Below are 23,871 nucleotides of genomic sequence, written 5' to 3'. Positions count from 1 at the left end.
ATTACAGATTCTACGAACAGAAAGAACATCGCTCATTTCTGCATTTGCGAATGATTCATCTCCTATGATTAAGGTGACATCAATGAAAAATCATGAGGCTAATGATTGATGCAGCATTAAAGATAACTATCCATCTATGCATCAAGTATGCTGGAACACTATTTAGCTAAGAATAGAAGTGTCAGGATGCATAAGTATCAAGAAAAAGCGCTTGGTTCTGCTTGTTCTTGTGAGTCACCAGATTAAAAGCATGGATTGGCGCAGTTGATAAAACAATACACAGCAGGTCTTATTTTTATATGTAATTACTATATTTTTGACCCTGTTCTGCTTATACTGTGCAGCAATTAAGATATTTCATTTTTTGCACGTCATAAGTACTTTTGATATTGAGTACATGATTGTGTACATATTTTTAGAGTAGTGTATGGCAGTAGCTAAGAAATCCGTTAATATCAACAATATACGTAATTTTTCGATTATCGCTCATATCGACCATGGCAAGTCGACACTTGCAGACCGTTTCATTCAAATGTGTGGTGGATTGCAAGACCGTGAAATGCAGGCTCAAGTCCTAGACTCTATGGAGCTTGAGCGTGAACGTGGGATTACCATTAAAGCGGCTTCTGTAACCTTGTACTATACCCATCCAAATGGGCAAGAGTATCAATTAAACTTTATTGATACACCGGGGCACGTGGATTTCTCTTATGAAGTATCGCGTTCTCTTGCTGCCTGTGAAGGTGCATTGTTGGTTGTCGATGCTGCACAAGGGGTTGAAGCGCAATCTGTTGCAAACTGCTATACCGCAATTGAGCAGGGTCTAGAAGTACTACCCGTCCTGAATAAAATCGATTTGCCACAAGCAGAACCTGAACGTGTTATTCATGAAATCGAAGAAATTATCGGTATTGAAGCAACACATGCGCCAACATGTTCGGCAAAAACAGGTCTAGGTGTAGAGTCTGTTTTAGAGACATTGGTTGACATTATTCCAGCACCGCAAGGTGACCGTGACGCACCTTTACAAGCCTTAATTATTGACTCTTGGTTTGATAACTATTTAGGTGTGGTATCACTTGTTCGTATCAAACAAGGTCGTGTGCGTAAAGGCGATAAAATGTTGATGAAATCAACAGGTCAATCGCACATCATCACTTCTGTTGGTATTTTTAATCCAAAACATACCGATACAGGTATTTTAGAAGCGGGTGAAGTTGGCTTTATCATTGCAGGGATCAAAGACATTTTTGGTGCGCCAGTTGGTGATACGATCACCTTGGCAACCACACCTGATGTTGCAACTTTACCAGGTTTTAAAAAGGTAAAACCACAGGTTTATGCGGGTTTATTCCCAATTGATGCCAGTGATTTTGAACCATTCCGTGAAGCGCTACATAAGTTACAAATTAACGATTCTGCGTTGTTCTTTGAACCTGAAAGCTCAGATGCTTTAGGTTTTGGTTTCCGTTGTGGCTTCTTGGGAATGCTACACATGGAAATTGTACAAGAACGTCTAGAGCGTGAGTATGATTTAGACTTAATCAGTTCTGCGCCTACCGTAATCTATGAAGCATTGATGAAAAATGGTGAAACGATTTATATCGATAGCCCATCTAAAATGCCTGATGGTTCAACGGTTGAAGATTTACGTGAGCCGATTGCTGAATGTCATATTTTAGTGCCTCAAGAATACTTGGGTAATGTCATGACCCTATGTATCGAGCGCCGTGGTGTGCAAAAAGATATGAAATTCTTGGGTAACCAAGTATCGATTACCTTTGAAATTCCAATGGCAGAAGTGGTTATGGATTTCTTTGATAAATTGAAATCTTGCTCACGTGGCTTTGCTTCACTGGATTACAATTTCGTGCGTTTTGAGAGTTCATCTCTAGTTAAGGTTGATGTGTTAATTAATGGTGATAAGGTTGATGCTTTGGCAATGATTTGTCATCGTAATGATGCACGTCACCGTGGTATTGCTTTAGTTGAAAAGATGAAAGACTTGATTCCGCGTCAAATGTTTGATGTGGCGATTCAAGCTGCAATTGGTGCACAAATCATTGCACGTTCAACAGTCAAAGCGATGCGTAAAAACGTATTGGCTAAATGTTATGGTGGTGACGTTTCTCGTAAGAAGAAACTGTTATCGAAACAAAAAGAAGGTAAGAAACGCATGAAGCAAGTGGGTAGTGTTGAAATCCCACAAGAAGCGTTCCTTGCTGTGTTAAAAGTAGAAAGATAAAAACTAGAGGTCTTATTGCTCATGGATTTTGATTTTAATTTAATTCTCGTTCCTGCAACGCTTATATTTTTTGGGCTATGGTTACTGGATAAGTTTGTACTGAAACAACGTGCAACAAAAGGTAAGGGGAATGAAAATGTCATCATTTCATGGGCATATGATTTCTGGCCTGTTCTAGCAGTAGTTTTGGTATTGCGTTCATTCTTATTTGAACCGTTTAATATTCCTTCTGATTCTATGGTACCGACTTTAGAAACAGGTGATTATATTTTGGTGAATAAGTTCCAGTATGGTGTGCGTTTACCGATTACCAATACCAAGATAATTGATATTGGTGAGCCACAACGTGGTGATGTTGCTGTTTTCCGTTATCCAGAAAATCCCAAAATAAGTTATATCAAACGTATTATTGGTTTACCGGGTGACCATCTTGAATTCAATAATGGTCAACTTACAATCAATGATAAAAATGTTGAGCAAGTACCTGCTGAGTTTAGTCGTGAAAAAGATATTTTAGATACGCCTAAGTCAATCTACTATTATGAAACGATGGGTACGCATAAGCATTTAGTTCGTTTGTTGGAAGGTCAAAATACTTTGGTTTCAGCATTTAATTATGCACAGAAAAAACAAGACCTACCTTATGTAGCAACTGCAAATGACCGCTTTGTAAAATCAAATGGTCAAAGTTGGGAAGTGACTGTTCCAAAAGGCCAGTATTTTGCCATGGGTGATAACCGTGACCAAAGTGCAGACAGTCGTTTTTGGGGCTTTGTACCTGAAGAGAACTTAACTGGTCATGCAATATATGTGTGGATGCATAAGGAACCTGGTTTAAAAATGCCTTCATTTAGTCGCAATGGTGCAATTAACTAATCGGCTACAGTTTAGAAAATCAAATAAAGGTCAATTTTTATTGACCTTTATTTTTATCTGTTAAAGCTATAAAGTTGTCTTGATTTATAAGAAAAATGAAATAGAACAAATGATTTAAACTAGCAACTTGATGCAGTTTCAAGGATAATAGCGCGGTAAAGTTTTTTATCACACCAGGGTTTGCAGTGGATAAAAAATTTATAACAATTGAAAATGATCAGTGAGTCTGCAGCAGTGTATTTGACTCAATTATATGATTATTTTCAATTGCGATTAAAGATTATTCATTCTGAGCTGTTGGATAAAAAAAAATGCGTAAAAATCAACAAGGCGCTTCATATATTGGAATTTTACTGGGGATAATTGCTTTAGCTTTTATGTTGAAAATCATAGTTGCTGTATGGCCTTTATACTGGGATGATCGTGTGATTAATAACCAAATTGTAGAGCAGATAAAGAATAGCTCTGCTGAAATCACACCAATGAAATTTGCAACAGAAGTTGATAAACGGTTAGAAATGAACAATATCCGAGATACTAAACTTGAGGATATTGCGACTGTATCAACTAAAGATGGTTTACAAGTGACTAAAAAATATGAAGTACGAAAAAATTTCATGCTGAATATAGATTTAGTCCTCACTTTCGAGAAGAGTTTTGATCAAAGGTCAGTTGAAAGTAAGTGATCCTCGCTTACAGAGCAGAATCGGTTACCAGTTTAAACAATACGAGTTATTACAACTCGCGCTGACTCATCGCTCGGTGAGTCACAAATACAACTATGAGCGCCTAGAGTTTTTAGGTGATGCATTGTTGGGTATGATCATCGCAAACTACTTATATCATGCGTATCCTCATGAAAATGAAGGTCGTTTGACGCGTATGCGCGCAACTTTGGTACGCCAAGAAGCATTGGGTAAAATTGCCAATGATTTAAAGTTAAGTCAAAGTTTAATTTTAAGTACAGGTGAATTGAAATCAGGCGGTCATCATCGTGAGTCAATATTAGCAGATACAGTTGAAGCAATTATTGGCGCGATTTATACCGAAACACGAGATTTGCCTTTGTTGGAATCGATTGTTTTAAAATGGTATGAACCGTATTTAGATCATATCGAACCGACAGATCAACTCAAAGACCCAAAATCACGTTTGCAAGAATATCTACAAGCTCGTAAAAAGCATCTCCCAGTTTATGAGGTCGTAGATATTCAGGGTGATGCACCTAACCAGCATTTTAAAGTAGAATGTACAGTAGATGGCTTGCCTAAAATGATGGGTGAGGGATCAAGTCGCCGTTTTGCAGAACAAGCAGTCGCGGCGGATTTTTTAAAGATATTGGAGCAGTAAACTGCATGAGTACACATTCCGATCACAATGATGCTGATCACGAGCCGTCTGAAAGCGGTAATGAGTTAATTAATCAATTTTTTAGCTCACAAGGTACAGAAATCCCTTCGGATTATCGAAGTGGATTTGTTGCAATTGTAGGACGTCCAAACGTGGGTAAATCGACATTGATGAACCATTTATTGGGTCAAAAGTTGTCAATTACTTCACGTAAGCCACAAACGACACGCCATAAAATCATTGGTATTGATAGTCGTGAAAAGTCTCAGGCTGTATTTGTTGATACGCCGGGGATGCACAAGAAAGAAGTGCGTGCGATCAATAAAATGATGAACAAAGCTGCACACTCTGCATTGCGTGATGTCAATTTGGTACTATTTGTTTTAGATGCCCAGAAATGGACACCAAATGATGACTTGGTTTTAGAAAAACTGCAAAATGCAGAAATGCCAGTCGTTTTGATTATCAATAAAATCGATACCTTAGAAAATAAGCGTATGATTTTGCCGTTGATCCAAGAACGTGCGAAGTTGATGAATTTTGCTGAAATTGTTCCTGTTTCAGCATTACGTGGTGCAAACTTGGACCATTTGCGTGAAGCGATTGAAAAGTATCTACCATTCCAGCCACCATTATATTCTTTAGAACAGTTAACTGACCGTTCAGAACGTTTTCTTGCCAGTGAAATCATTCGTGAGAAAATTATGCGTCAGTTAGGCGAAGAGCTGCCTTATGATTTAACGGTTCAAATTGAATCATTTAAAACAGAAGAAGCGACAGTGAATGAAAAAACTGGTCGTCCTAAAGCTGCATGTACTTATATTGATGCCACAATTTTTGTTGATCGCCCTGGGCAAAAAGCCATCGTGATCGGTGAAAAAGGTGCTAAGCTGAAGAAAATTGGTATGGATGCTCGTGTCGACATGGAAAAAATGTTTGAGCAAAAAATCATGCTAACACTTTGGGTGAAAGTTAAAGGCGGTTGGTCTGATGACGAACGTGCTTTAAAAAGTTTAGGCTACAGCGATATTTAATTGACTTTTTGGGAACTGAAATGATTCGAGTTATAGCAATTCTTGCTTGCATAATCATGTTACAAGGCTGTATCACTAAAATTGTGACAGTTCCCGTCAAAGTTGCTTATAAAACCACCAAAGGCGTGGTTAAAGGCACTGCTGCGGTTGTAGGCGCTGTTATTCCTGATGGGGATGATGACGATGATAAGAAAAAACAAAAGGATGATTAAGTTCAAGCTAGATGCGTAATGAAATCTTGCATGGTTATTTAATCCATCATCGAAAATACAGAGAACGTAGTCATATTGTGCACTTATTTACACAAGAGCATGGTCGTGTCGACGGTATTCTTAGACAAACCCCACCACCACAATACCAACCGATTACTTTACAAGCGTCGGGAAAATCCGAACTTAAAAACTTTTCAAAACTCGAAATACTCAATCAACCGATTTTCTTTTATGGGGATGCTTTCTTTTCAGGCTTTTATTTAAATGAACTGCTGCTTCGTTTATGTCCGCTTGAAGAAATGATGTCTGAAACATTTCAGCAATACCATTTAACTTTACAACATTTACAAAAATTGGCTGAACATCCACAAGCTGATTTATTTCTTCGACAAATTTTACGCCAGTTTGAACACGCACTGTTAGAAGAGTTGGGCTATCCACTGGATTATGGGCATGATTCAAATCAACAAGAGATTATGCTGACCCAACGTTATCAATTTCAATTGGCCGAAGGCTTTACACCAGTGTCATATACCTCGTCTGGGACGTTGCTGGGCCAACAAATTCTAAGCATGGCAAATTATGAAAAGGGTAGGGATTTTAGCCCAGAGCAGTTACAATTATTGGCTAAACTCTATCGACAAATGATTACTTCACTTTTAGGTGATCGACCTTTAAAAAGTCGTCAGCTTTGGGTTCAAAATGCTCAATCTAAAACGTTGAGTCGTTAATTTTATTTTATTGGTTAATTAGGAGAATGTTATGGCTGCATTGCTAGGTGTAAACATTGACCATGTTGCAACACTCAGACAAGCACGTGGAACGACTTATCCTGATCCTGTGAAAGCTGCATTAATTTGCGAACAAGCAGGGGCGGAAGGCATCACTTTACACTTACGTGAAGATCGTCGTCATATTCAAGATGATGATGTGCGCCGTATGCGACCTGTATTGACGACAAGAATGAACTTGGAAATCGCTGTAACTGATGAAATGGTTGCATTTGCAAAAGAGATTCAACCACATCATGTGTGTTTTGTGCCAGAGAAACGTCAAGAAATCACCACAGAAGGTGGTTTAGACGTGCTTGGGCATTTTGAAGATGTTAAAGCTGCGACTCAGGCATTAACTGCAATTGGTTGTGATGTATCTTTGTTTATTGATGCTGATTTTGCACAAATCGATGCTGCAATTGCTTGTGGTGCACCCACTATTGAATTACATACGGGTGCTTATGCAGACGCTAAAACTGCTGAAGCTCAACAGATTGAACTCGAAAGAATTATTAAAGGTACTGAGTACGCCGCATCTAAAGGTTTGGTCGTTAATGCTGGTCATGGTTTGAATTTGGACAATGTGGCTGCAATTGCTGCAATTCCTCAGATTCATGAACTCAATATTGGACATTCGATTATTGCCGAAAGTGTATTTGTTGGATTGGAACAAGCTGTAAAGGACATGAAGGCCGCACTTCATGCAGCTGGTTAATTTAATTTTTGATTTACGTTGTTGAATATTGATCATGTCGAATATGAATTATGATGAGCTTATGCAACCTGTGATTGCTTTTTTAGGCTGTGAAACGCCAAAGGCATGGTTGGATGAGGCATTGAACAATCTCCCATTGCTCATGCAGGATCATGCGAATTGTGAAAAGAAAGCGGCTGGAACAGCAATGAACTTGATGTTTCGCTACAGTTTTTTTACCGATTTGCAGATCAAATTAGCACAACTTGTGCGTGAAGAAATGTTGCATTATGAACAAGTGTTAGAGTTTATGACCAAGCGTGGTCAAGAATGGAAAGGTCTGAGTGCAGGTCGTTACGCAGGTGGTTTGCGTAAAGAAATTCGTACTTATGAACCAGAAGCGTTGATTGATGTTTTGGTGATTGGTGCGTTTGTTGAAGCACGTTCTTGTGAGCGATTTTATGCTTTAGCACCTTTAGTAGATGATGAGCTGGGACGTTATTACCGTTACTTGTTGAAATCTGAATCTCGCCACTATGAGGACTATTTAACTTTGGCTTTAGATGTTGCTAAAACTGCTAAATTAAAAGATCCAGAAGAAGATATTCAGCAACGCATCGAATTGATTCGTGAAGTGGAGAAGGATTTGATTTTAACGCCTGATAAGACTTTTCGTTTCCATAGCGGTGTGCCAGTTTAACTGCTTGCCTGATTAAAAACTAAATTTAAAAAATAGACCAAAGCATTGCTTTGGTCTATTTCGTTGTGCTGTTTAATAAAAACCAGATGGAACTGTTGCTTTAAGCAGTTTCGATACCTGTCCAGCCTGCATCTGGATAACGCTCACCCTGTATCTGGTTAGGTGCAAAAAGCTGATCAAGTTGTAGAATTTGTTCATTCGTGAGGCTAACCTGATTGGCTTTAAGGTTATCCTGTAAATAATTTAAATGTCGTGTTCCAAAAATTGGGGTGACATGAGCATGTTTGCGCAGTAACCAAGCTAAGGCAATTTGTGCATTGCTGTGTCGCCATGACTGACATAAGTCGCTAAATTTTTTCAGTAATAGCTGGTTTGACTGAAAGGCTTCACCCTGTAATCTGGGTAAGTTTTTTCTGAAATCATTCTCAGCCATTGTTTCTGGATTTAAATCTGCTGTGAGAAATGCACGTCCTAAGGGACTATAAGCAACAAACTCAACATTCAGTTGCTGACAAGTATTTAATAAACTTTGTTCAGGTTCACGTGACCAGAGTGAATATTCACTTTGGACTGCAGTAACAGGCGCAATAGCACAGGCTTTTTCTAAGGATTGCGCTGAGATTTCAGAAAAGCCAAAACTTTTGATTTTGCCTTCTTGAACCAAATCTGCAAGCGTACCAGTAACATCTTCAATTGGGATTTCAGGTTGTCTCCGATGACAATAATATAAATCAATTTGTTCAATACCTAAGCGTTTTAATGAAGCCTCACAGGCACTACGGATATAATCTGGCGTATTATCAATACGGCGTTTATAGTGATTTTCAGCACGTACAATACCGAATTTGGTCGCAATCACCATTGCCTCTCGTTCAGTTCGATAGTGTGCAATAAATTGCCCCAATAACTGTTCATTGTGCCCATGACCATAAGTATCCGCAGTATCAAAAAAATTAATACCTGCATGAAATGCTTGTTCCAAAATTTGTAATGAGTTTTGATCATTAGTTTGACCATAAAACTCACTCATTCCCATACAACCTAAACCCATTGGTGAAATTTTAAGGTGTATTTGACTTAATTTTTTCATTTTGATTGACCGTTAATGATGAGGTGATCTTTAGCCCATGAATCATGTAACCATTTTTCAGTTTTGCGGTGGCCAGGAAAACTAACCCAGACAATATCCCTTTCAAAAATAATAGGTCGTTGGTTTTTACCAATAATGACCCAAAACCAGCGGCCATCGTTTAAGTTGCGCATTTTGACTTTTATGCCTGCAATCTTTTGTGTTTTTCCATTGATATGCACATTTTCATCATGCTGATCGATCCAATGAATCTCTCGATGTTGTAGTAAGTCTGGTGCATAGTGTTGTAGAAAATTATCACTGATTTTTTGCGCTTGGGCTTTTGTGGGTAAATGACCGTTGAGTAGGTTTCCATCTAAATATGAAAATCCTTTTAAAGCGCCTGTTTGATCCGATAAATAACTGAAATTTTCGCCATTCAGTTTGAGTAATGGTAATTTCTGATAGCGGACCAATTGCACATGCTGTTGGTCGCTCAGCACATCTTGTTGATACACTTTTTGATAATGAGAGGGTAAAAATTCAGACAAAAAGTGAGTCATATTATTCTCCTGCGTCGTTGTGATTATTGCTGCTGGATCATTTGCAGAACATGATGTGATCAGTAGTGTACTACTGAGAATGAATACATATTTCATATGATTGACGCCCTAAAAAGTTGAAGTTTTATTTGGGGGGATCACGGCAATAGCTTCGACTTCTACCAAAACATCTGGATGAAATAACTGTGCAACACCAATCAGGCTACTTGCTGGTGGCAATTCAGCATGAATAAATTGATCGCGAACTTTACGAATTGTTGCAAGCTGATCAGGTTGTAAATTACGGACATAAATGGTCAGTTTGACCAGTTGTTGAGTATCCACATTTGCGTGATGCAATGTTTTTTCAATATTTTGAAAAACCAAGAGCAGTTGTTGTTCAAGACCGGCTTGTAAGATGTCACCATTTTCTGTGATAGGGACATGCCCAGATAAGTACATCGGTTGCCCTTGTTCTACAATGATTGCCTGTGAAACATTGGGAATTGTGGCGTATGTTGGGTTGATAGGGCGTAATAAGGTATTTGGTGCTGATGCGTGATGCTGCTGCTGCATGGTGACCTCAGATGAATTTTTATTTTGTGCATGTGTAAGAGGACTGTTAAACAACAGACCCAATAAAATAGCGAATATGTAAAATTGAGATGACATATTTTGAGCCTATGAAAAAACAATAGAGAGATTGTGCTTAAATTTCATTTTTTATAGAATAGTCATTATTGATGGTTTTAAATTCCAAAAATGAAATGTTAGATGATCTGAGTTTATTTATCGCAATTGTTGGGGCGGGAAGTTTTAATAGGGCTGCACAACAACAGAATATACCCGCAGCTACACTGACGCGTCGCTTGCAAAAATTAGAAGAGAGCTTGGGGTGTAAGCTATTACACAGGAACAGCCGAGGTTTGAAATTGACTCAGGAAGGGCAACGTTACTACGATCGCTGTCAACCCTTAGTTAGAGCGTTACTGCAAAATACCCATGAAATAAAAGAGGAAACTACACAGGTTAAAGGTCAAATCAAAATTCTAGCACCGATGAATCTGGCAATATTTCCGTTAAAACAGTTTTGGAATACCTTTCTACAAAGATATCCAGAGATTGAACTTGAATTACAACTGGACAATGCTTTAGATGATTTAATGGCTCAGGGGGCAGATCTCGCCTTACGCGTAGGTAAAATGGCTAATAGTGCCTATATTCAAAAGCGGCTGGGAAGTGTTCAAACCTGTATTGTGGCATCACCAGATTATTTAGATCGGCATCTCATTCAGACACCACAAGATTTAGATCAACAAGACTGGTTATTGGCATATCCCTTAGAACAACTTGAACTTAGGCAACATCAACACAGTTATACATTTAAAATTCAGTCGTATCGATTGAAAGTGAATGAAATCAGTTTATGTGTAAATCTAGCAGAACAGGGACTAGGATTAAGTTATGTTCCACTGACTCAATGTGAAGATGCCTTGAATTCAGGCAGATTAAAACGGGTGCTTCCTGATTGGCAATTACCAATTCGAGATGTTTATGCTGTTTGGCAGGCGCAAAAGGTCATGCCTGCACGAGTAAGAGTTTTTATTGAAGAGTTAGCTGAATTTTTCCAGCTACAAACATGGAATGATACTGCCCCATAAAAGTGAATTAATATTCTTGTTTATTTGTCACAGCCTGTGTCTAGTCCTGAAATAAAAAAAGCCCACTTCAATGAGTGGGCTTTTATAATTTGGCTCTCCAACCTGGGCTCGAACCAGGGACCTGCGGATTAACAGTCCGTCGCTCTACCGACTGAGCTATGGAAGAATAGATGGCTCTCCAACCTGGGCTCGAACCAGGGACCTGCGGATTAACAGTCCGTCGCTCTACCGACTGAGCTATTGGAGAATCTGAATGCGATTATAAGGATATATCTTTATGGGTCAAGCCTTTCCTGTCATCTTTTCTTCATTTGTACACTGTATGGTTTTTATTTGAGCAATCTATAGATAAATTAAAAAAATTGATTCTGACAGTTGCAATAGTGAAACGGTCTTGTTAGATTAAAACCATAAAGAGTGTTTAAGTTTGACTTAAACAGTGTGGATTTAAAACCAACTTGCCAGCACTAAATGGCTAAATAGGAGACAGCGAATGAATACGCTTACTATTTCTCAAATTTTTGAAAACTTCTCAGTCTACCAAGAAAACTACCTTTCAATCCTGCAAGATTCTGAACAATATTTTATCCAAGTTGAACAAGCCTATTTAGATGTTTGGCCATTTACTGAAAAAAAACTGTATTTGGGTGATCTGCTACAGCTTTGGTTTAGTGAAAAATGGCTAATTAATACACCGTGTCGATTATTAAATTCATCCAGTCAGGTTTCATCAAGTTCAGACACGCAAGCTACTCAAAAATCAGTTCAACGGACACAAGATTTTTATCTGTTCCAATTGAGTGGAAGTACCTTATCAGGTTCTAACCATGCGCAAATCTGGTCAGTTTCAGAACAAAAAGTGCTTTATGTTTCTTTGGATCGCATCTTTAAATATTACTGCTATTTTGAATCGATTGAACGCCCAAAAAACCATCCTCAAAATCCGTTTAAATTGTTTCAACAAGCGATTTAATCAAACCATTGAAACGCTTTTAAGTGAGACTTTAAATCTGCTTAAAAGCTTCAATTGCTCTAATACGACTTTGTTTTAAATCCACAATTGGCTTTGGATAATTGAGCTCAATATTGGGATTTTTTGCATAAGGTTCATGAATGGTTTTTGCGTCTAAATGTGCAAGCTCTGGAACCCACTGTCGAATGTAGTCACCTTGTGCATCGAATTTCTGCGATTGGCTGATAGGGTTAAAAATACGGAAATAAGGTACGGAATCTGTTCCTGTGGATGCACACCATTGCCATCCTCCGTTATTGGCAGCCAAATCCCCATCAATAAGATGTTGCATAAACCATTGCTCACCTAAACGCCAATTAATCAATAGGTTCTTGGTGAGAAACATGGCGACAACCATACGGATCCGATTATGCATCCAGCCTGTGTGAAGTAACTGGCGCATACCTGCATCGACGATAGGAATCCCTGTCTGACCTGTTTGCCACGCGATTAAATCATTTGGAGCATCGCGCCATTGTAGCTGCTGTGTTGGCATTTTAAAGGGCAAGTGCTTTGACACACGCGGGAAATCAAACAGGATATGCTGATAGAACTCACGCCAAAGTAGCTCATCGAGCCATGTTTGTTGACCAACATGATCAATAGAAAAATGTCCAAATTGTGCTCGAAAGAGGGCATTGAAACATTGTCGAATTGAAAGGATGCCTATATTTAAATAGGCTGAAAGCTGGCTGGTGGCTTCAATTTGGGGGAAATCACGTTCGAGTTGATAATGATGGACTTTGTTTTCAATAAAATCATCCAAGACATTTAAAGCATATTGTTCGCCAATTTGCCACTGCTTGTCGATCCGATTCGGATCGAATATAAAACCAAGCTCGGCCAAAGTCGGCAGGCTATTGTTATTCAACTCGCCCACATCTACTGCATCATTTAAGGCTTGAGTCTCTGGGATAGGGAAGCATTGCGGGATCGAAATACTCAGTTGTTCATAGCAGTATTTTTTAAATGCACCGAAGACTTGATAGGGTTGATTGGATTTATTGCGAATTGAACCGACAGGGAACAGAGTGCGATCATGATATAAAACCAAATCACGGTTACTTTGATTCAATTGTGTTTGAACTTGGAAATCTCGATTTAATTCATTAACACCGCACTCAATATTGGCGTGTACATTTTCAATGTTCAGTTTGTGACAGAGTTGATTGATCTCTGCTGCAATATTTTCCCATAAGGGAACAGTGCGGATAATCAGCGGAATCTGAATGGAAGCAAGTTCTTGTTGAATGGCTTGAATTTGACGTAAATAAAAATCAAGCTTAATTGGTGCATCGTCATGCATCCGCCATTGTTCAGGCGAAAGAATCACCAGTGCAATCACAGGGCCGCTTTGCGCCGCATGCCAAAGTGCAGTATGGTCTTGAATACGTAAGTCTTGACGGAACCAAAGAAGTTGTTTTTGCATAGGATTGATTGGAATGGGCTCATTCACACTAGATTTTCATCAATTTAAACCAATACGCATAAAAAAGGCAAAGTAAAAACTTTGCCTTTTCGATAAGATCAAGCAGATCTTAGTGGTGATGACCACCTGCACCGTGTACATGACCGTGCTCTAATTCTTCTGGAGAAGCATCACGAACTTCTGCGATTTCAACTTCAAAAGTAAGATCTTGGCCAGCTAATGGGAAGTTAGCATCAACGATGATGTTGTCACCTTCGATTGCTTTAACAGTAACGATTTGAACACCATCATCAGTTTGAGCTTGGAACTGCATGCCAGCTTCAATGTTCTCAACACCTTGGAACATTTGAGCAGGAACTTCTTGAACGAGGTCAGGGTTGTATTCGCCATAACCTTCAGCAGCTGGGATAGTGACTGTAAATTTGTCACCTACAGTTTTACCTTCTAAAGCTTTTTCTAAACCAGGAATGATGTTACCTGCGCCATGTAAATATGCAAGTGGTTCACCTTGTGATTTATCGAGAGTTTCACCCTCAGCGTTAGTCAGCGTATAGTGGAAAGAAACCACGTTGTTATTTGCAATAGCAGTCATGTTATTGATCCATTCGGTAATCGATAATTTTAAGGCTACATCATAAAGTGAAAAGCAATTTTTGTAGACTAAAATTACTAAAAAATTGCATTTTCATCTGTATTTTGACCATTTTTTCATAAATATGGGCAAAAATTTAAATTTCAATGCAATTTTATTTTTGGCGCGATTTTTCGTGTAACAAAATCTTTAGCCGTTAACAAGCCTGCATGAGCATAGCCATATATCGTCGCTTGATGAATACGATATAAAGACACATACATCGATTTTGCTACAAAGCCCTGAACATTGACCTGACCAAGTAGCTCACCGACCGCTTTATTTTCACTGAGTGATACCAGTGAGCCTTTGTCTGCGAACTGGAACATTGGCTGTGGTCGTCCTTTGATACGTGCATTCATTGCATCTACAAGAAACGAAGCTTGTTGACTTGCGACTTGTGCACGTGGACCAAGTGGGGCTTCTCTTGCATCTAAGATACAGTGGGCGCAATCACCAAAGGCAAAAATGTTTGGATCAGCCTGAGTCTGTAAGGTTGCGTATACGTTTAAACGCCCCATACGATCTTTTTCAAAGCCTGCTAAGTTGGCAATTACTTTAGGGGTTTTTATCCCTGCTGCCCAAACTTTTAATTGTGCTTCTACGGATGTGCCATCACTAAAATAGACTTTTTCAGCATCTACTTTTTCAACACGTTTGCCCGTTAATACATCTATTTTCATTCGTTGTAATTGCTGTGTGGCATGCTCTGCCATTTTTTCAGAAAGTGCTGGTAAGATACGATCAGCGCCTTCAACTAAAGTAATTTTGACATTGTTTGGGTTAATTTTATTTAAACCATATTTATAAAAGTTCTGTTTGGCTTGAACCAACTCAGCTGAAAGTTCAACACCTGTTGCGCCTGCACCAATCACGGCAATGTGTAATTCACGATCAATATTTTTATTTTGTGCATCTAAATACAAGTGCAGTAAGTCCTGCTGGAAGACTTCTGCTTGTTGACGACTGTCGAGATAATGACAAAACTCTTTAACCCCAGGCGTATTAAAGTCATTGGAGACTGAGCCGACGGCCAGAATTAAAGTGTCATAATGCAGTGTGATTTGCTCTTGATTGGATTCATATTTACTGGTTTGGGTTTTGCTAAGCTCGATGGTTTTGTTATCACGATCTAAATGTTCAAAACGGCCCAAGACAAATTCATAGTGATGCTTGGCTGCATGCGCATAGTAATTGGTTTCTTCATCACTTGGGTTCATGGTGCCAGCTGCAATTTCATGCAGCAATGGTTTCCAGATATGGGTGAGTTTTTGGTCAACAAGGGTGATTTTGGCTTTTTTACTCTTTCCAAGCGTATCACCGAGTTGTGTCACCAGTTCTAAACCACCAGCGCCACCACCAACAATCACGATATGATGTAGATTTGACATAGAAAACCTAAATTGTTGTTATGAAAATAGAATGGCATAAATATGCCATTCTATTTAATTGTTTAGGTTTTTTTTGTATTACAGGTTACATAATTATAATAAATCTAAGTAAATTGGTTGGTTTTAATTAAATTCCAAAAATTGACTTGATCCATTCCATTAAACGTTCAAACCAAGAGGCTTGTTCGATATGCACTTCATCTTCAATATCAAAACTTTGAATCAGTTGATTGTTTTGGTAAACATTCACTTTTGCCAAATGCATGATCTTTTCTAAAGGCGCGGTAAGTGATGTCTCATTCAGTTCAACATTCAAATGGGTTTGAGTTGTTGTAAGCGGTTCAACTGTTGCCAATAAACCATTTGCTTCAGTTTTCATAATACGGCTATTTACAACATCAAAAGTCGCTAAATCAATTGGTGTCGCATCGTTATATAAAGATGTGGTTATGAGTTGAGGTTTTTTTGCTTCAACCTTAAACATTTTCAAGGTGGATTTAACTACAGGAAGCTCAGCAATCAGCTGTTTGTCTTTAATTGCGACTTCATCACGGGTGTAGGCATAGCCCAAGTTTAACAATTTATGTGCAATTTCCGCGCGTTTAACAGCACTTTTTGCACCCATTACCACCACAATTAAACGACGATCAGGAGACTCTGTAATAGCAGAAGGACGATGCGCTGTCAGTGCTAAGTTATAACCGGCTGCTTTGGTAAAACCTGTTTTTAAGCCATCTACACTTGGATCAGACTTTAAAACGAGATTGGTAGCATGATGAAAATGTTGGTTATAACTAAAACTTGGCATCACTGAATAATGCATATATTCAGGGGTTTGTGATGTCACTGCTTGACCTAAGATCGCCATATCATGAGCTGACGAAAAATGATCAGGCATGGTAATACCGGGAGGGTTGGCAAAATGAGTATCCTTCATTCCCAAGGCTTGTGCTTCTTGATTCATACGAGCAACAAATGCAGGTACGCTACCTGAGATACGTTCTGCCAGTGTTACTGCTGCATCATTGGCAGACATCACAATCAATCCAGCAAGAAGTTGGTCAATTGAGATTTGCTCACCTTGCTTTAGGTACATTTGAGATTCATCCCATTGCACCATCTGAACCACAGGGGTTGCAGTAATAATCTCTTCTTTTTTGATATGACCCGCTTTGAGTTCTTTCAACGCAATATAAGCGACCATCATTTTGGTCATGGATGCTGGTGCGCGCTGTACATGACTATTATATTCAGCAATGGTTTGACCCGATTGCGTATCTAATATTGTCCAAGCTTCAGCTTCAACAGATTGCGGATTAATATTAAGTAAAGCGGCGTTAACAAACGTGGAGCAAACCAAGCCAGTTATCGCGATAAAAGAAGCAAGAATTTTCAACAGATTTACCTTTAAGCCAATCCTATGGCAAGAGTGCATAAACTTTGCGAATGCTATGCCTTTTTTGCACTCTTCGCTAGTCAGAATCGTAGACAATTGCGACTAAAATCGCCTGACTTTGTAAAAAAATGCTAATCTAATTGGTAATTTCTCACTGTCTATTTTCGAATATATATTTATGTTGCATTATCAGATTGAATTTGACGATTACCGTCAGCACCTCATTCATGTCACATTGCGCTTTCTGGCGAACCCTACTCAAGTTTTGTCACTTCCTACATGGATTCCTGGTAGCTATTTGATCCGTGAATTTTCTAAACATATCGAATCTGTGAAAGCCTATGATGAAGCGGGTCGTCAGCTGCAAATTAATAAGTTTGAAAAAAATAAATGGCGTTTATATAACACCGACCATGAACTGATTACTGTTGAATATGATGTTTATGCCTATGACCTTTCGGTACGTGGCGCGTATGTCGATCAAACCCGTTTATATGTCAATCCTGCTTGTGTCTGCCTAGGGCTACAAGACCAAGAAGAATCAGCAATCGAAGTTGAAGTATTTTTACCGGAAGAATTAAAGCATTTTCAAATTGCCACAGGTTTAGAATCAAGAAGCTTGGTGAAAGGGCGCTATACCTTAAAAGCCAACAATTATGCACAATTGATTGATGCACCATTTGAATTGGCGGATCAAACCCGTTTTAGTTTTGAAGCGAACGGGATTCCACATGAATTTGTGGTTTCTGGTCAGCATACAATGAATGCAGCGCGTATGAAGCAAGACCTTGAAAAAATCTGTAGTACAGAAATTTCAATGTTTGGTTCAGCGCCTTTTGAAAACTATACTTTTATGACTATGGCAACTGGCAATAGTTATGGTGGTTTAGAGCATCCTAATAGTACTAGCCTGATTTCGCCACGTGATGATTTTCCTAAAGCAAATGAACCTGTAGAGCCTTCTGCGGATTATCAACGCTTCCTTGGGTTGTGTAGTCATGAATATTTTCATTCGTGGTTGGTTAAATTTATCCGCCCCGAAAATTTTGCAAATTATGATTTGGATCAGGAAGGCTATACCTCACTGTTATGGATTTTTGAAGGTTTCACCTCTTATTACGATGATTTGATTCTGTATCGCAGTGGCGTGATTTCTCAAGCATCTTATTTAAAGTTGTTAAAAGGGCAAATTGATCGTTATCTACAAAATCCAGGACGTTTTATTCAATCTGTTTCAGAGTCTAGTTTTGATGCTTGGATTAAATTTTACCGTCAGGATGAAAACTCAAATAATGCTGGAACCAGTTATTACAATAAAGGCTGTTTGGTTGCACTCAGTTTAGATTTAGGTCTACGTTTACGTGGTTCTAGTTTGGATGCCTTAATGCGCCGTTTGTATGAAAATACCCAAAAGGGCATACAAGTCAATGAGCGTACGATTGTCGAACTGTGTAATGAACTGACTGGCGATAATTGGATCGAACAGATTAATCATTTGATTAATACCACAGATGAATTACCACTGGATCAATTGTTCCCTGAATTTGGTTTGAGCTATAGCTTGCAAAATGAAAAAGCACTTCCATTTGGTTTGAAAGTTGCTGAAAAAGCTGAGGGTGTCGTCATTCAGCAAGCGCGTCGTGATGGTGTTGGTGCTAAAGCGGGGCTGTCTGCCAATGATGTGATCATTGCGATTGATGGTTTAAAAGCGTCTGAAAAACTTTTAATCCAATATGCAAAACAGCAAGGTCACTTTACGGTTTATGCATTCCGTCGTGATGAGTTTTTACAATTTGAGTTGCAAGGCGGCGAAGTAGCGTTGACTACGGTTGAGTTAACTGTATTAGATCAAGCCAAAGCTGAGAAATGGTTAAAGGCTTAATTAAGTTGTGTACCCAAAAAACCGATGTTAAAACACATCGGTTTTTTTACGCCTAAAATTTAACTTGGTATGATCAATCAATTACCACGATATGTTGAATATCCATAAGGGCTAATCAAGAGAGGAATATGGTAATGTTCAAGACTTCCATCAATCACAAAAACCACAGGAACTTCTGGGAAAAACGCACGTTGGTTATTTTGTTTAAACCATTCACCTGTTTGAAAAGTAACCTTATAGACACCTTTATCTAATACTTTGTTTTCAGGGTATAAGGATGAAATTCGCCCATTACTGTCTGTGCTTCCCTCATTAATTTTTACCCATTTATCTTTTTGTTGCGCTTCAAGAATGACTTTAACATTGCTTGAAGGTAAGCCATTTTCAAGATTTAATACATGTACACTTAATGGGTTTTGGGCAAAACAAAGCCCAGAAAATAGGGTTGCTGAAATAGCTAAAGTTAATTTTTTCATCATCAATTTTTACTAAGACTAAAATCACTATGTTAAGGTCAAGTTGAAGTATTGCCGTTAAAAAAATGTAAAATTATATTAATCGTTAAAATTTAACGATGTATTAAAAATAAAATAATATTGATTTAACAATAAGATAGATAATTAAAGTAATAGATAAGACATTATCGTTAAGAGATTTCTAAATGAAATGGTCTCAAAACGAGCCTGTCTAAAAAAATGATGCGTATTTTATTTAAACGATTATTTTATTTAGATGCTTGCATAAGTCAGAAACTGATTTGACTGGATAACTACCCTATAAAAATTTTGTCAGATTTAAACTTAGCTACTGTTCTTGGCGATTTATACAACTATTTATAATGTGATTTGAGGTAGTCAAAAAACTGAAGCAAACCTTAGCCTTGTGGTTTTTTAAATGGTATAGTCAAAGATTATTGTTAAGTTTTTATAAATAAAATATTAACCGATTATTTGTAGTGAATGCTTAAATCTAGTCTTGTATGTGCTTTGTCGTGGTCTAACGCGATGTGCGAATCATACCTTCGACAGTGAGAAGGAAAATATAATATGAAAAAATCTCTTTTCAATATGCCAAGTATATTTTTGTGTTGCATTCTACTCTTGGCGACATCTGTTGCACGTGCAGACGTTACAGGCAAACTACAGTTTCTATATACGGCTTATCTAGATGTACCAGCCTTGTTTCCAAAAACACTTGCTTCATGTAAGAAATTTGATCCATCGACAGAGCCAGAACTACAACACTTGTATGATCAGTGGTATCAACAGCACGGGCGTTACCAGAAGGAATTGCAACAGCTGATATTCAAATATCTTAGTAAACAAATGGGGACAGCAAAAACAAAGAAGGTTATTGCTGAGATCAAAAAAGAAGTTAAAGGTGAGCTAGTAAGCTTATATTTCCCACAAAATCATACTTGGACCGACAATTGGTTTTGTACTAAATTACTCCCTGAGGATCTAACTGGAAAGGGCTTAATGTTGAATTACGCAGACTACGTTGAGGAACTTAAGCAGAAAGTAAAATAAAGACATTTATTTTAATTTAAGCGACTTTCTGATTTTGAAATCAGTCAAAGTCGCTAAGTCGATAAATCAGCAATGATTTATTTCAACCGAAATCTGCAACAACAGTAAAACGAGGTAAATAAGCTAAAGCGTCATCCATTTTTATATTCATGATTCCCAGTTAAAAGAAATCAACATATTTGTCATTAAACTTTCTAACTGTATATTTTAAAATCATCCAACAATAAATTTATTCTAAATTCATAATACAAAAGGGTAATGTCAATGAAAAAGCGTTTCTTAAAGTTCTTCACAATTGCATGTGGTTTAGGCATAGCTCCACTTGGATTTGCTGCAAATTGTTCAAGTACAATCAGCAATAATGCTGTGGCAAACTTAACTGTACCAGCAGGTGCAACATGTACCTTAAATAGTACATCCGTTGAGGGAAATGTGAATGTACTCAATGGTGGGAGTTTGATTTTAAATAATTCTGCAGTGAGTGGAAATGTGCAAGCCAATACAGCCAAAGTATTGAAATTGGTCAATTCTTCTGTTGAGGGGGATGTGCTTGCAGGTCAGGTTTCGTCAACATTGAGGTTAAATAAATCAATGATTTCAGGAAATTTACAATGCTCTACACTGACGAAACTACAAAGCAGTATGAGTAGTGTTGAAGGTAAAACTATAGGGAAGTGTCGTTAAAGATCAAAAATATTTGTAAAAAAAGCACTCAATATTGAGTGCTTTTTTGACGCTTAAATTTTTTGAACAATGACTTAAGCTTCGATGGCTTGTACCGCAATTTTTTTCGCAGGATCAACTTTACGACGTACCACTGGAACAGGTTCACCATAATATTGACGATCTGCAAAATAGCTTGAACGAACCATTGGAGCAGCCCAGATATTTCTGAAACCAAGTTTGTGACCGTGTGCAGTATAACGCTCAAATTCTTCTGGTGTAACAAAACGGTCAATTGGTGCATGTTCTTTAGAAGGCTGTAAGTATTGACCAATTGTCACATAATCAACACCGTGTGCATGTAGATCATCTAACAGGGCAATCACTTCTTCTTCGGTTTCACCAATACCCACCATCAAACCACATTTTGTTGGCACATCCGGGCAGTATTCTTTAAACATTTTTAATAAGTTTAAAGAATGTTGATAGTCTGAACCCGGGCGCATCGCTTTATAGAGGCGAGGTACTGTTTCGATGTTATGGTTAAATACATCTGGTGGACATTCGGTCATGATCCGCAGTGCAATATCCATACGACCACGGAAATCTGGAACCAATATTTCTAATAGTGTTTTTGGACTGAGTTGACGTGCTTCTTGAATACAATCAACAAAATGTTGCGCACCACCATCTAAAAGATCATCACGGTCTACAGAGGTAATCACTGCATACTTTAAACCAAGATTGGCGATGGTTTCTGCCATATGACGAGGTTCATCAGGATCAAGTGCATTTGGACGACCATGTGCAACATCGCAGAACGGGCAGCGACGGGTACAAATATCACCCATGATCATAAAGGTTGCAGTACCACCACCGAAACATTCTGGAAGGTTAGGACAAGCTGCTTCTTCACACACAGTATGTAATTTTTGTGCACGTAAAGTGGTTTTGATTCGTTGAACTTCATCAGGCGCAGCCATTTTGACACGAATCCAGTCCGGCTTTCGTGGTGCTTCAACCGTGGGAATAACTTTTACAGGTATACGAGCAACTTTTTCCGCGCCACGTAATTTGACACCCTGTTCTGGTTTACGGTTCTCTGACATATTCAACTTTTCCACTGTTTTCTACGGGGGAGATTATGCTCATTATAGCGGAAATGCAAAAAGATAGGGCAAAAACACTATTCATATACTAAATGTCGTTATCACAGAATATATGCATGCGAAATACAGAAAATTGTTTTGGTTTAGGTCATAATATCGCATAAGACAAGAGATAGACTGAATTTACTATAAGGAGCTTTGAATGCCACGTAAGAAAGAAGTCGTTAGTGGGAAATTTGTGAAATACGATGCGGTCGTACTTGGCTCTGGTCCTGCTGGTGAAGGCGCGGCAATGAAGCTTGCTAAATCGGGTAAGCGTGTTGCAATTGTAGATATTCGTGAGCAACTTGGTGGTAACTGTACCCATGTCGGCACCATCCCAAGTAAGGCTTTACGTCAGACAGTTTCAAGTATTATCCGTTACCAACGTGATCCAATGTTTAAAAAAGTAGGGGATTGGAAACAATTCACTATGAAGCAAGTTTTACGTAATGCGCATAAAGTGATTCAACAGCAAGTTGATACACATTCACGTTTTTATGACCGTAACCATATCGATGTATTTCATGGTCGTGCATATATCCAAGATAAAAATACGGTGATTATTTTTAGCGAAGATGGTGTTAAAGAAACTTTAGTTTTCAAACAGCTTGTGGTTGCCACAGGTAGCCGTCCTTATCACCCGCAAGGTTTAGACTTTAACCATCCGCGTGTATTTGATTCAGATAAAATTTTAGATTTGGATTACCCAATTCATAAAATTATTATTTATGGCGCAGGTGTAATTGGTTGTGAATATGCATCTATCTTTATTGGTTTAGACCATAAAGTTGACTTGATCAATACACAGCATCAGCTGCTCAGTTATCTCGATGATGAAATTGCAGATGCGTTGTCTTATCACTTACGTGAACAAGGCGTGTTGATGCGTCACAATGAGCAAATTGATCATTTAGAAACGTTTGATGATCATGTGGTCTTGTATTTGCAAAGTGGTAAAAAAATTAAAGCTGATGCCATTCTTTGGTGTAATGGCCGTTCAGGAAATACCGATGGTTTAGGTCTTGAAAATGTAGGTATTACACCAAACAGCCGTGGGCAACTTGCGGTAAATGATCAATATCAAACCGAAGTTGAAAATATCTATGCAGCAGGTGATGTTGTGGGTTGGCCATCCCTTGCTTCTGCAGCATATGACCAAGGTCGTTGCGCTGGTTCAAATATGAGCGGCGAAGAAAATGTTAAACCAGTGAAAGATATTCCAACGGGGATTTATACCATCCCTGAAATTTCATTCTTTGGTAAAACTGAAAGTCAGTTAACTGCTGAAAAAATTCCATATGAAGTTGGACAAGCATCATTCCGTCATTTGGCACGTGCGCAAATTACAGGGGATACAGTTGGTGAACTTAAACTGTTATTCCATCGTGATACCTTAGAGTTATTAGGTGTGCATTGTTTCGGTAATAATGCGGCTGAAATTATCCATATTGGACAGGCTGTGATGCAAAGTGGAAACAATACCATTAAGTATTTTGTTGAAACGACATTTAACTATCCAACAATGGCAGAAGCCTATCGTGTGGCAACATTGAATGGTATGAATCGTTTGTTCTAAACAAATATTCAGAATTAAAAACCCGTAAGTCATCTTGCGGGTTTTTTTATGCCAT

Annotated in this window: 24 protein-coding genes and 2 tRNA genes; 15 read left to right on the top strand and 11 right to left on the bottom strand. The window is 38.4% G+C overall.

Features of this window, described 5'->3' with window-relative positions:
• Positions 1–427 precede the first annotated feature (427 nt).
• From lepA to miaE, 9 genes are all read left to right on the top strand, one after another.
• Positions 428–2,245 carry a translation elongation factor 4 gene (gene lepA, locus F981_RS00270; protein WP_004717093.1) on the top strand — a complete coding sequence of 606 codons (1,818 nt, stop codon included), beginning with the start codon at positions 428–430 and terminating at the stop codon, positions 2,243–2,245.
• A 21-nt stretch (positions 2,246–2,266) separates the two neighbouring features.
• Positions 2,267–3,121, top strand: coding sequence for a signal peptidase I (lepB, locus tag F981_RS00265; RefSeq protein WP_004717092.1), 855 nt, complete (start codon positions 2,267–2,269; stop codon positions 3,119–3,121).
• Positions 3,122–3,432: 311 nt separating this feature from the next.
• Positions 3,433–3,807, top strand: a complete 375-nt coding sequence (locus F981_RS00260) for a DUF4845 domain-containing protein (RefSeq protein ID WP_004717090.1) — start codon at positions 3,433–3,435, stop codon at positions 3,805–3,807.
• Complete coding sequence (gene rnc, locus F981_RS00255) at positions 3,779–4,471, top strand: ribonuclease III (protein ID WP_004717088.1); 693 nt, start codon at positions 3,779–3,781, stop codon at positions 4,469–4,471. The genes F981_RS00260 and rnc overlap by 29 nt, the downstream gene beginning before the upstream one ends.
• Positions 4,472–4,476: 5 nt before the next feature.
• A complete protein-coding gene (gene era, locus F981_RS00250) occupies positions 4,477–5,505 on the top strand; it encodes a GTPase Era (protein WP_004717086.1) in 1,029 nt (342 codons plus the stop codon).
• Positions 5,506–5,525: 20 nt separating this feature from the next.
• Entirely contained in the window at positions 5,526–5,717 is a 192-nt protein-coding gene (locus F981_RS00245; RefSeq protein WP_004717085.1) for an NF038104 family lipoprotein, read from the top strand.
• Positions 5,718–5,728: 11 nt separating this feature from the next.
• Entirely contained in the window at positions 5,729–6,448 is a 720-nt protein-coding gene (gene recO / locus F981_RS00240) for a DNA repair protein RecO (RefSeq protein WP_004717082.1), read from the top strand.
• Positions 6,449–6,479: 31 nt separating this feature from the next.
• Positions 6,480–7,205: a pyridoxine 5'-phosphate synthase gene (pdxJ, locus tag F981_RS00235; protein ID WP_004717080.1), complete on the top strand. Its 726-nt coding sequence runs from the start codon at positions 6,480–6,482 to the stop codon at positions 7,203–7,205.
• A gap of 34 nt (positions 7,206–7,239) precedes the next feature.
• On the top strand, positions 7,240–7,884 hold the full coding sequence (gene miaE, locus F981_RS00230; protein WP_035372316.1) for a MiaE family protein: 645 nt from the start codon (positions 7,240–7,242) through the stop codon (positions 7,882–7,884).
• 100 nt (positions 7,885–7,984) lie between these two features.
• On the opposite strand, the gene F981_RS00225 is transcribed toward miaE, so the two are convergent.
• From F981_RS00225 to F981_RS00215, 3 genes are all read right to left on the bottom strand, one after another.
• On the bottom strand, positions 7,985–8,974 hold the full coding sequence (locus F981_RS00225) for an aldo/keto reductase (RefSeq protein ID WP_004717077.1): 990 nt from the start codon (positions 8,972–8,974) through the stop codon (positions 7,985–7,987).
• Positions 8,971–9,516 (bottom strand): hypothetical protein, encoded by a 546-nt coding sequence (locus tag F981_RS00220; RefSeq protein WP_004717075.1) that lies wholly within the window; start codon positions 9,514–9,516, stop codon positions 8,971–8,973. Before F981_RS00220 ends, F981_RS00225 begins: the two co-directional genes overlap by 4 nt.
• 108 nt (positions 9,517–9,624) lie before the next feature.
• Complete coding sequence (locus F981_RS00215; RefSeq protein ID WP_004717074.1) at positions 9,625–10,167, bottom strand: RidA family protein; 543 nt, start codon at positions 10,165–10,167, stop codon at positions 9,625–9,627.
• A gap of 95 nt (positions 10,168–10,262) precedes the next feature.
• On the opposite strand from F981_RS00215, the gene F981_RS00210 reads away from it, so the two are divergent.
• On the top strand, positions 10,263–11,156 hold the full coding sequence (locus F981_RS00210; RefSeq protein WP_042141432.1) for a LysR family transcriptional regulator: 894 nt from the start codon (positions 10,263–10,265) through the stop codon (positions 11,154–11,156).
• A 90-nt stretch (positions 11,157–11,246) separates the two neighbouring features.
• On the opposite strand, the gene F981_RS00205 is transcribed toward F981_RS00210, so the two are convergent.
• Both F981_RS00205 and F981_RS00200 read right to left on the bottom strand, forming a co-directional pair.
• Positions 11,247–11,322: transfer RNA gene (locus F981_RS00205), tRNA-Asn, on the bottom strand.
• Positions 11,323–11,327: 5 nt separating this feature from the next.
• Positions 11,328–11,403: transfer RNA gene (locus F981_RS00200), tRNA-Asn, on the bottom strand.
• Between the two features lie 246 nt (positions 11,404–11,649).
• Between F981_RS00200 and F981_RS00195 the strand changes: the two genes are divergently transcribed.
• On the top strand, positions 11,650–12,129 hold the full coding sequence (locus F981_RS00195) for a hypothetical protein (RefSeq protein WP_004717071.1): 480 nt from the start codon (positions 11,650–11,652) through the stop codon (positions 12,127–12,129).
• Positions 12,130–12,160: 31 nt separating this feature from the next.
• Here the strand turns inward: F981_RS00195 and F981_RS00190 are convergent, their stop codons facing one another.
• From F981_RS00190 to F981_RS00175, 4 genes are all read right to left on the bottom strand, one after another.
• Positions 12,161–13,597 carry a cryptochrome/photolyase family protein gene (locus F981_RS00190; RefSeq protein ID WP_004717068.1) on the bottom strand — a complete coding sequence of 479 codons (1,437 nt, stop codon included), beginning with the start codon at positions 13,595–13,597 and terminating at the stop codon, positions 12,161–12,163.
• 109 nt (positions 13,598–13,706) lie between these two features.
• Entirely contained in the window at positions 13,707–14,189 is a 483-nt protein-coding gene (locus F981_RS00185) for an FKBP-type peptidyl-prolyl cis-trans isomerase (protein WP_004717066.1), read from the bottom strand.
• Positions 14,190–14,332: 143 nt separating this feature from the next.
• Entirely contained in the window at positions 14,333–15,619 is a 1,287-nt protein-coding gene (locus F981_RS00180; protein WP_004717064.1) for an NAD(P)/FAD-dependent oxidoreductase, read from the bottom strand.
• A 127-nt stretch (positions 15,620–15,746) separates the two neighbouring features.
• Positions 15,747–17,015: a D-alanyl-D-alanine carboxypeptidase PBP6B gene (locus F981_RS00175; RefSeq protein WP_016539611.1), complete on the bottom strand. Its 1,269-nt coding sequence runs from the start codon at positions 17,013–17,015 to the stop codon at positions 15,747–15,749.
• Positions 17,016–17,193: 178 nt separating this feature from the next.
• Between F981_RS00175 and F981_RS00170 the strand changes: the two genes are divergently transcribed.
• Complete coding sequence (locus F981_RS00170) at positions 17,194–18,897, top strand: M61 family metallopeptidase (protein WP_004717059.1); 1,704 nt, start codon at positions 17,194–17,196, stop codon at positions 18,895–18,897.
• Between the two features lie 77 nt (positions 18,898–18,974).
• Here the strand turns inward: F981_RS00170 and uraH are convergent, their stop codons facing one another.
• Positions 18,975–19,376 (bottom strand): hydroxyisourate hydrolase, encoded by a 402-nt coding sequence (gene uraH / locus F981_RS00165; RefSeq protein WP_004717057.1) that lies wholly within the window; start codon positions 19,374–19,376, stop codon positions 18,975–18,977.
• 621 nt (positions 19,377–19,997) lie between these two features.
• On the opposite strand from uraH, the gene F981_RS00160 reads away from it, so the two are divergent.
• Positions 19,998–20,426, top strand: coding sequence for a hypothetical protein (locus F981_RS00160; RefSeq protein WP_228129003.1), 429 nt, complete (start codon positions 19,998–20,000; stop codon positions 20,424–20,426).
• Positions 20,427–20,690: 264 nt separating this feature from the next.
• Entirely contained in the window at positions 20,691–21,110 is a 420-nt protein-coding gene (locus tag F981_RS00155) for a hypothetical protein (protein WP_004717054.1), read from the top strand.
• Positions 21,111–21,184: 74 nt separating this feature from the next.
• Here F981_RS00155 and lipA read toward each other — a convergent pair whose 3' ends face one another.
• The gene (gene lipA, locus F981_RS00150) at positions 21,185–22,198 is read right to left on the bottom strand and encodes a lipoyl synthase (RefSeq protein ID WP_004717052.1); all 1,014 of its coding nucleotides are present in this window, start codon (positions 22,196–22,198) and stop codon (positions 21,185–21,187) included.
• A gap of 202 nt (positions 22,199–22,400) precedes the next feature.
• Here lipA and sthA point away from each other — a divergent pair, with 202 nt between their 5' ends.
• Positions 22,401–23,816 carry a Si-specific NAD(P)(+) transhydrogenase gene (gene sthA / locus F981_RS00145; RefSeq protein ID WP_004717049.1) on the top strand — a complete coding sequence of 472 codons (1,416 nt, stop codon included), beginning with the start codon at positions 22,401–22,403 and terminating at the stop codon, positions 23,814–23,816.
• The last annotated feature ends 55 nt before the right edge of the window (positions 23,817–23,871 follow it).

The organism is Acinetobacter guillouiae CIP 63.46, assembly GCF_000368145.1.
In the GTDB taxonomy this organism is placed as follows: Bacteria; Pseudomonadota; Gammaproteobacteria; order Pseudomonadales; family Moraxellaceae; genus Acinetobacter; species Acinetobacter guillouiae.
Note: the sequence above shows the minus strand (reverse complement) of the source record. Positions and strands in the feature narration are given on the sequence as shown.

Excerpts from the sequence above, each read along its gene's own strand:
- lepA (WP_004717093.1), top strand. The coding sequence starts at position 428 with ATGGCAGTAGCTAAGAAATCCGTTAATATCAACAATATACGTAATTTT.
- lepB (WP_004717092.1), top strand. The coding sequence starts at position 2,267 with ATGGATTTTGATTTTAATTTAATTCTCGTTCCTGCAACGCTTATATTT.
- F981_RS00260 (WP_004717090.1), top strand. The coding sequence starts at position 3,433 with ATGCGTAAAAATCAACAAGGCGCTTCATATATTGGAATTTTACTGGGG.
- era (WP_004717086.1), top strand. The coding sequence starts at position 4,477 with ATGAGTACACATTCCGATCACAATGATGCTGATCACGAGCCGTCTGAA.
- F981_RS00245 (WP_004717085.1), top strand. The coding sequence starts at position 5,526 with ATGATTCGAGTTATAGCAATTCTTGCTTGCATAATCATGTTACAAGGC.
- recO (WP_004717082.1), top strand. The coding sequence starts at position 5,729 with ATGCGTAATGAAATCTTGCATGGTTATTTAATCCATCATCGAAAATAC.
- pdxJ (WP_004717080.1), top strand. The coding sequence starts at position 6,480 with ATGGCTGCATTGCTAGGTGTAAACATTGACCATGTTGCAACACTCAGA.
- miaE (WP_035372316.1), top strand. The coding sequence starts at position 7,240 with ATGTCGAATATGAATTATGATGAGCTTATGCAACCTGTGATTGCTTTT.
- F981_RS00225 (WP_004717077.1), bottom strand. The coding sequence starts at position 8,974 with ATGAAAAAATTAAGTCAAATACACCTTAAAATTTCACCAATGGGTTTA.
- F981_RS00220 (WP_004717075.1), bottom strand. The coding sequence starts at position 9,516 with ATGACTCACTTTTTGTCTGAATTTTTACCCTCTCATTATCAAAAAGTG.
- F981_RS00215 (WP_004717074.1), bottom strand. The coding sequence starts at position 10,167 with ATGTCATCTCAATTTTACATATTCGCTATTTTATTGGGTCTGTTGTTT.
- F981_RS00210 (WP_042141432.1), top strand. The coding sequence starts at position 10,263 with ATGTTAGATGATCTGAGTTTATTTATCGCAATTGTTGGGGCGGGAAGT.
- F981_RS00195 (WP_004717071.1), top strand. The coding sequence starts at position 11,650 with ATGAATACGCTTACTATTTCTCAAATTTTTGAAAACTTCTCAGTCTAC.
- F981_RS00190 (WP_004717068.1), bottom strand. The coding sequence starts at position 13,597 with ATGCAAAAACAACTTCTTTGGTTCCGTCAAGACTTACGTATTCAAGAC.
- F981_RS00185 (WP_004717066.1), bottom strand. The coding sequence starts at position 14,189 with ATGACTGCTATTGCAAATAACAACGTGGTTTCTTTCCACTATACGCTG.
- F981_RS00180 (WP_004717064.1), bottom strand. The coding sequence starts at position 15,619 with ATGTCAAATCTACATCATATCGTGATTGTTGGTGGTGGCGCTGGTGGT.
- F981_RS00170 (WP_004717059.1), top strand. The coding sequence starts at position 17,194 with ATGTTGCATTATCAGATTGAATTTGACGATTACCGTCAGCACCTCATT.
- uraH (WP_004717057.1), bottom strand. The coding sequence starts at position 19,376 with ATGATGAAAAAATTAACTTTAGCTATTTCAGCAACCCTATTTTCTGGG.
- F981_RS00155 (WP_004717054.1), top strand. The coding sequence starts at position 20,691 with ATGAAAAAGCGTTTCTTAAAGTTCTTCACAATTGCATGTGGTTTAGGC.
- lipA (WP_004717052.1), bottom strand. The coding sequence starts at position 22,198 with ATGTCAGAGAACCGTAAACCAGAACAGGGTGTCAAATTACGTGGCGCG.
- sthA (WP_004717049.1), top strand. The coding sequence starts at position 22,401 with ATGCCACGTAAGAAAGAAGTCGTTAGTGGGAAATTTGTGAAATACGAT.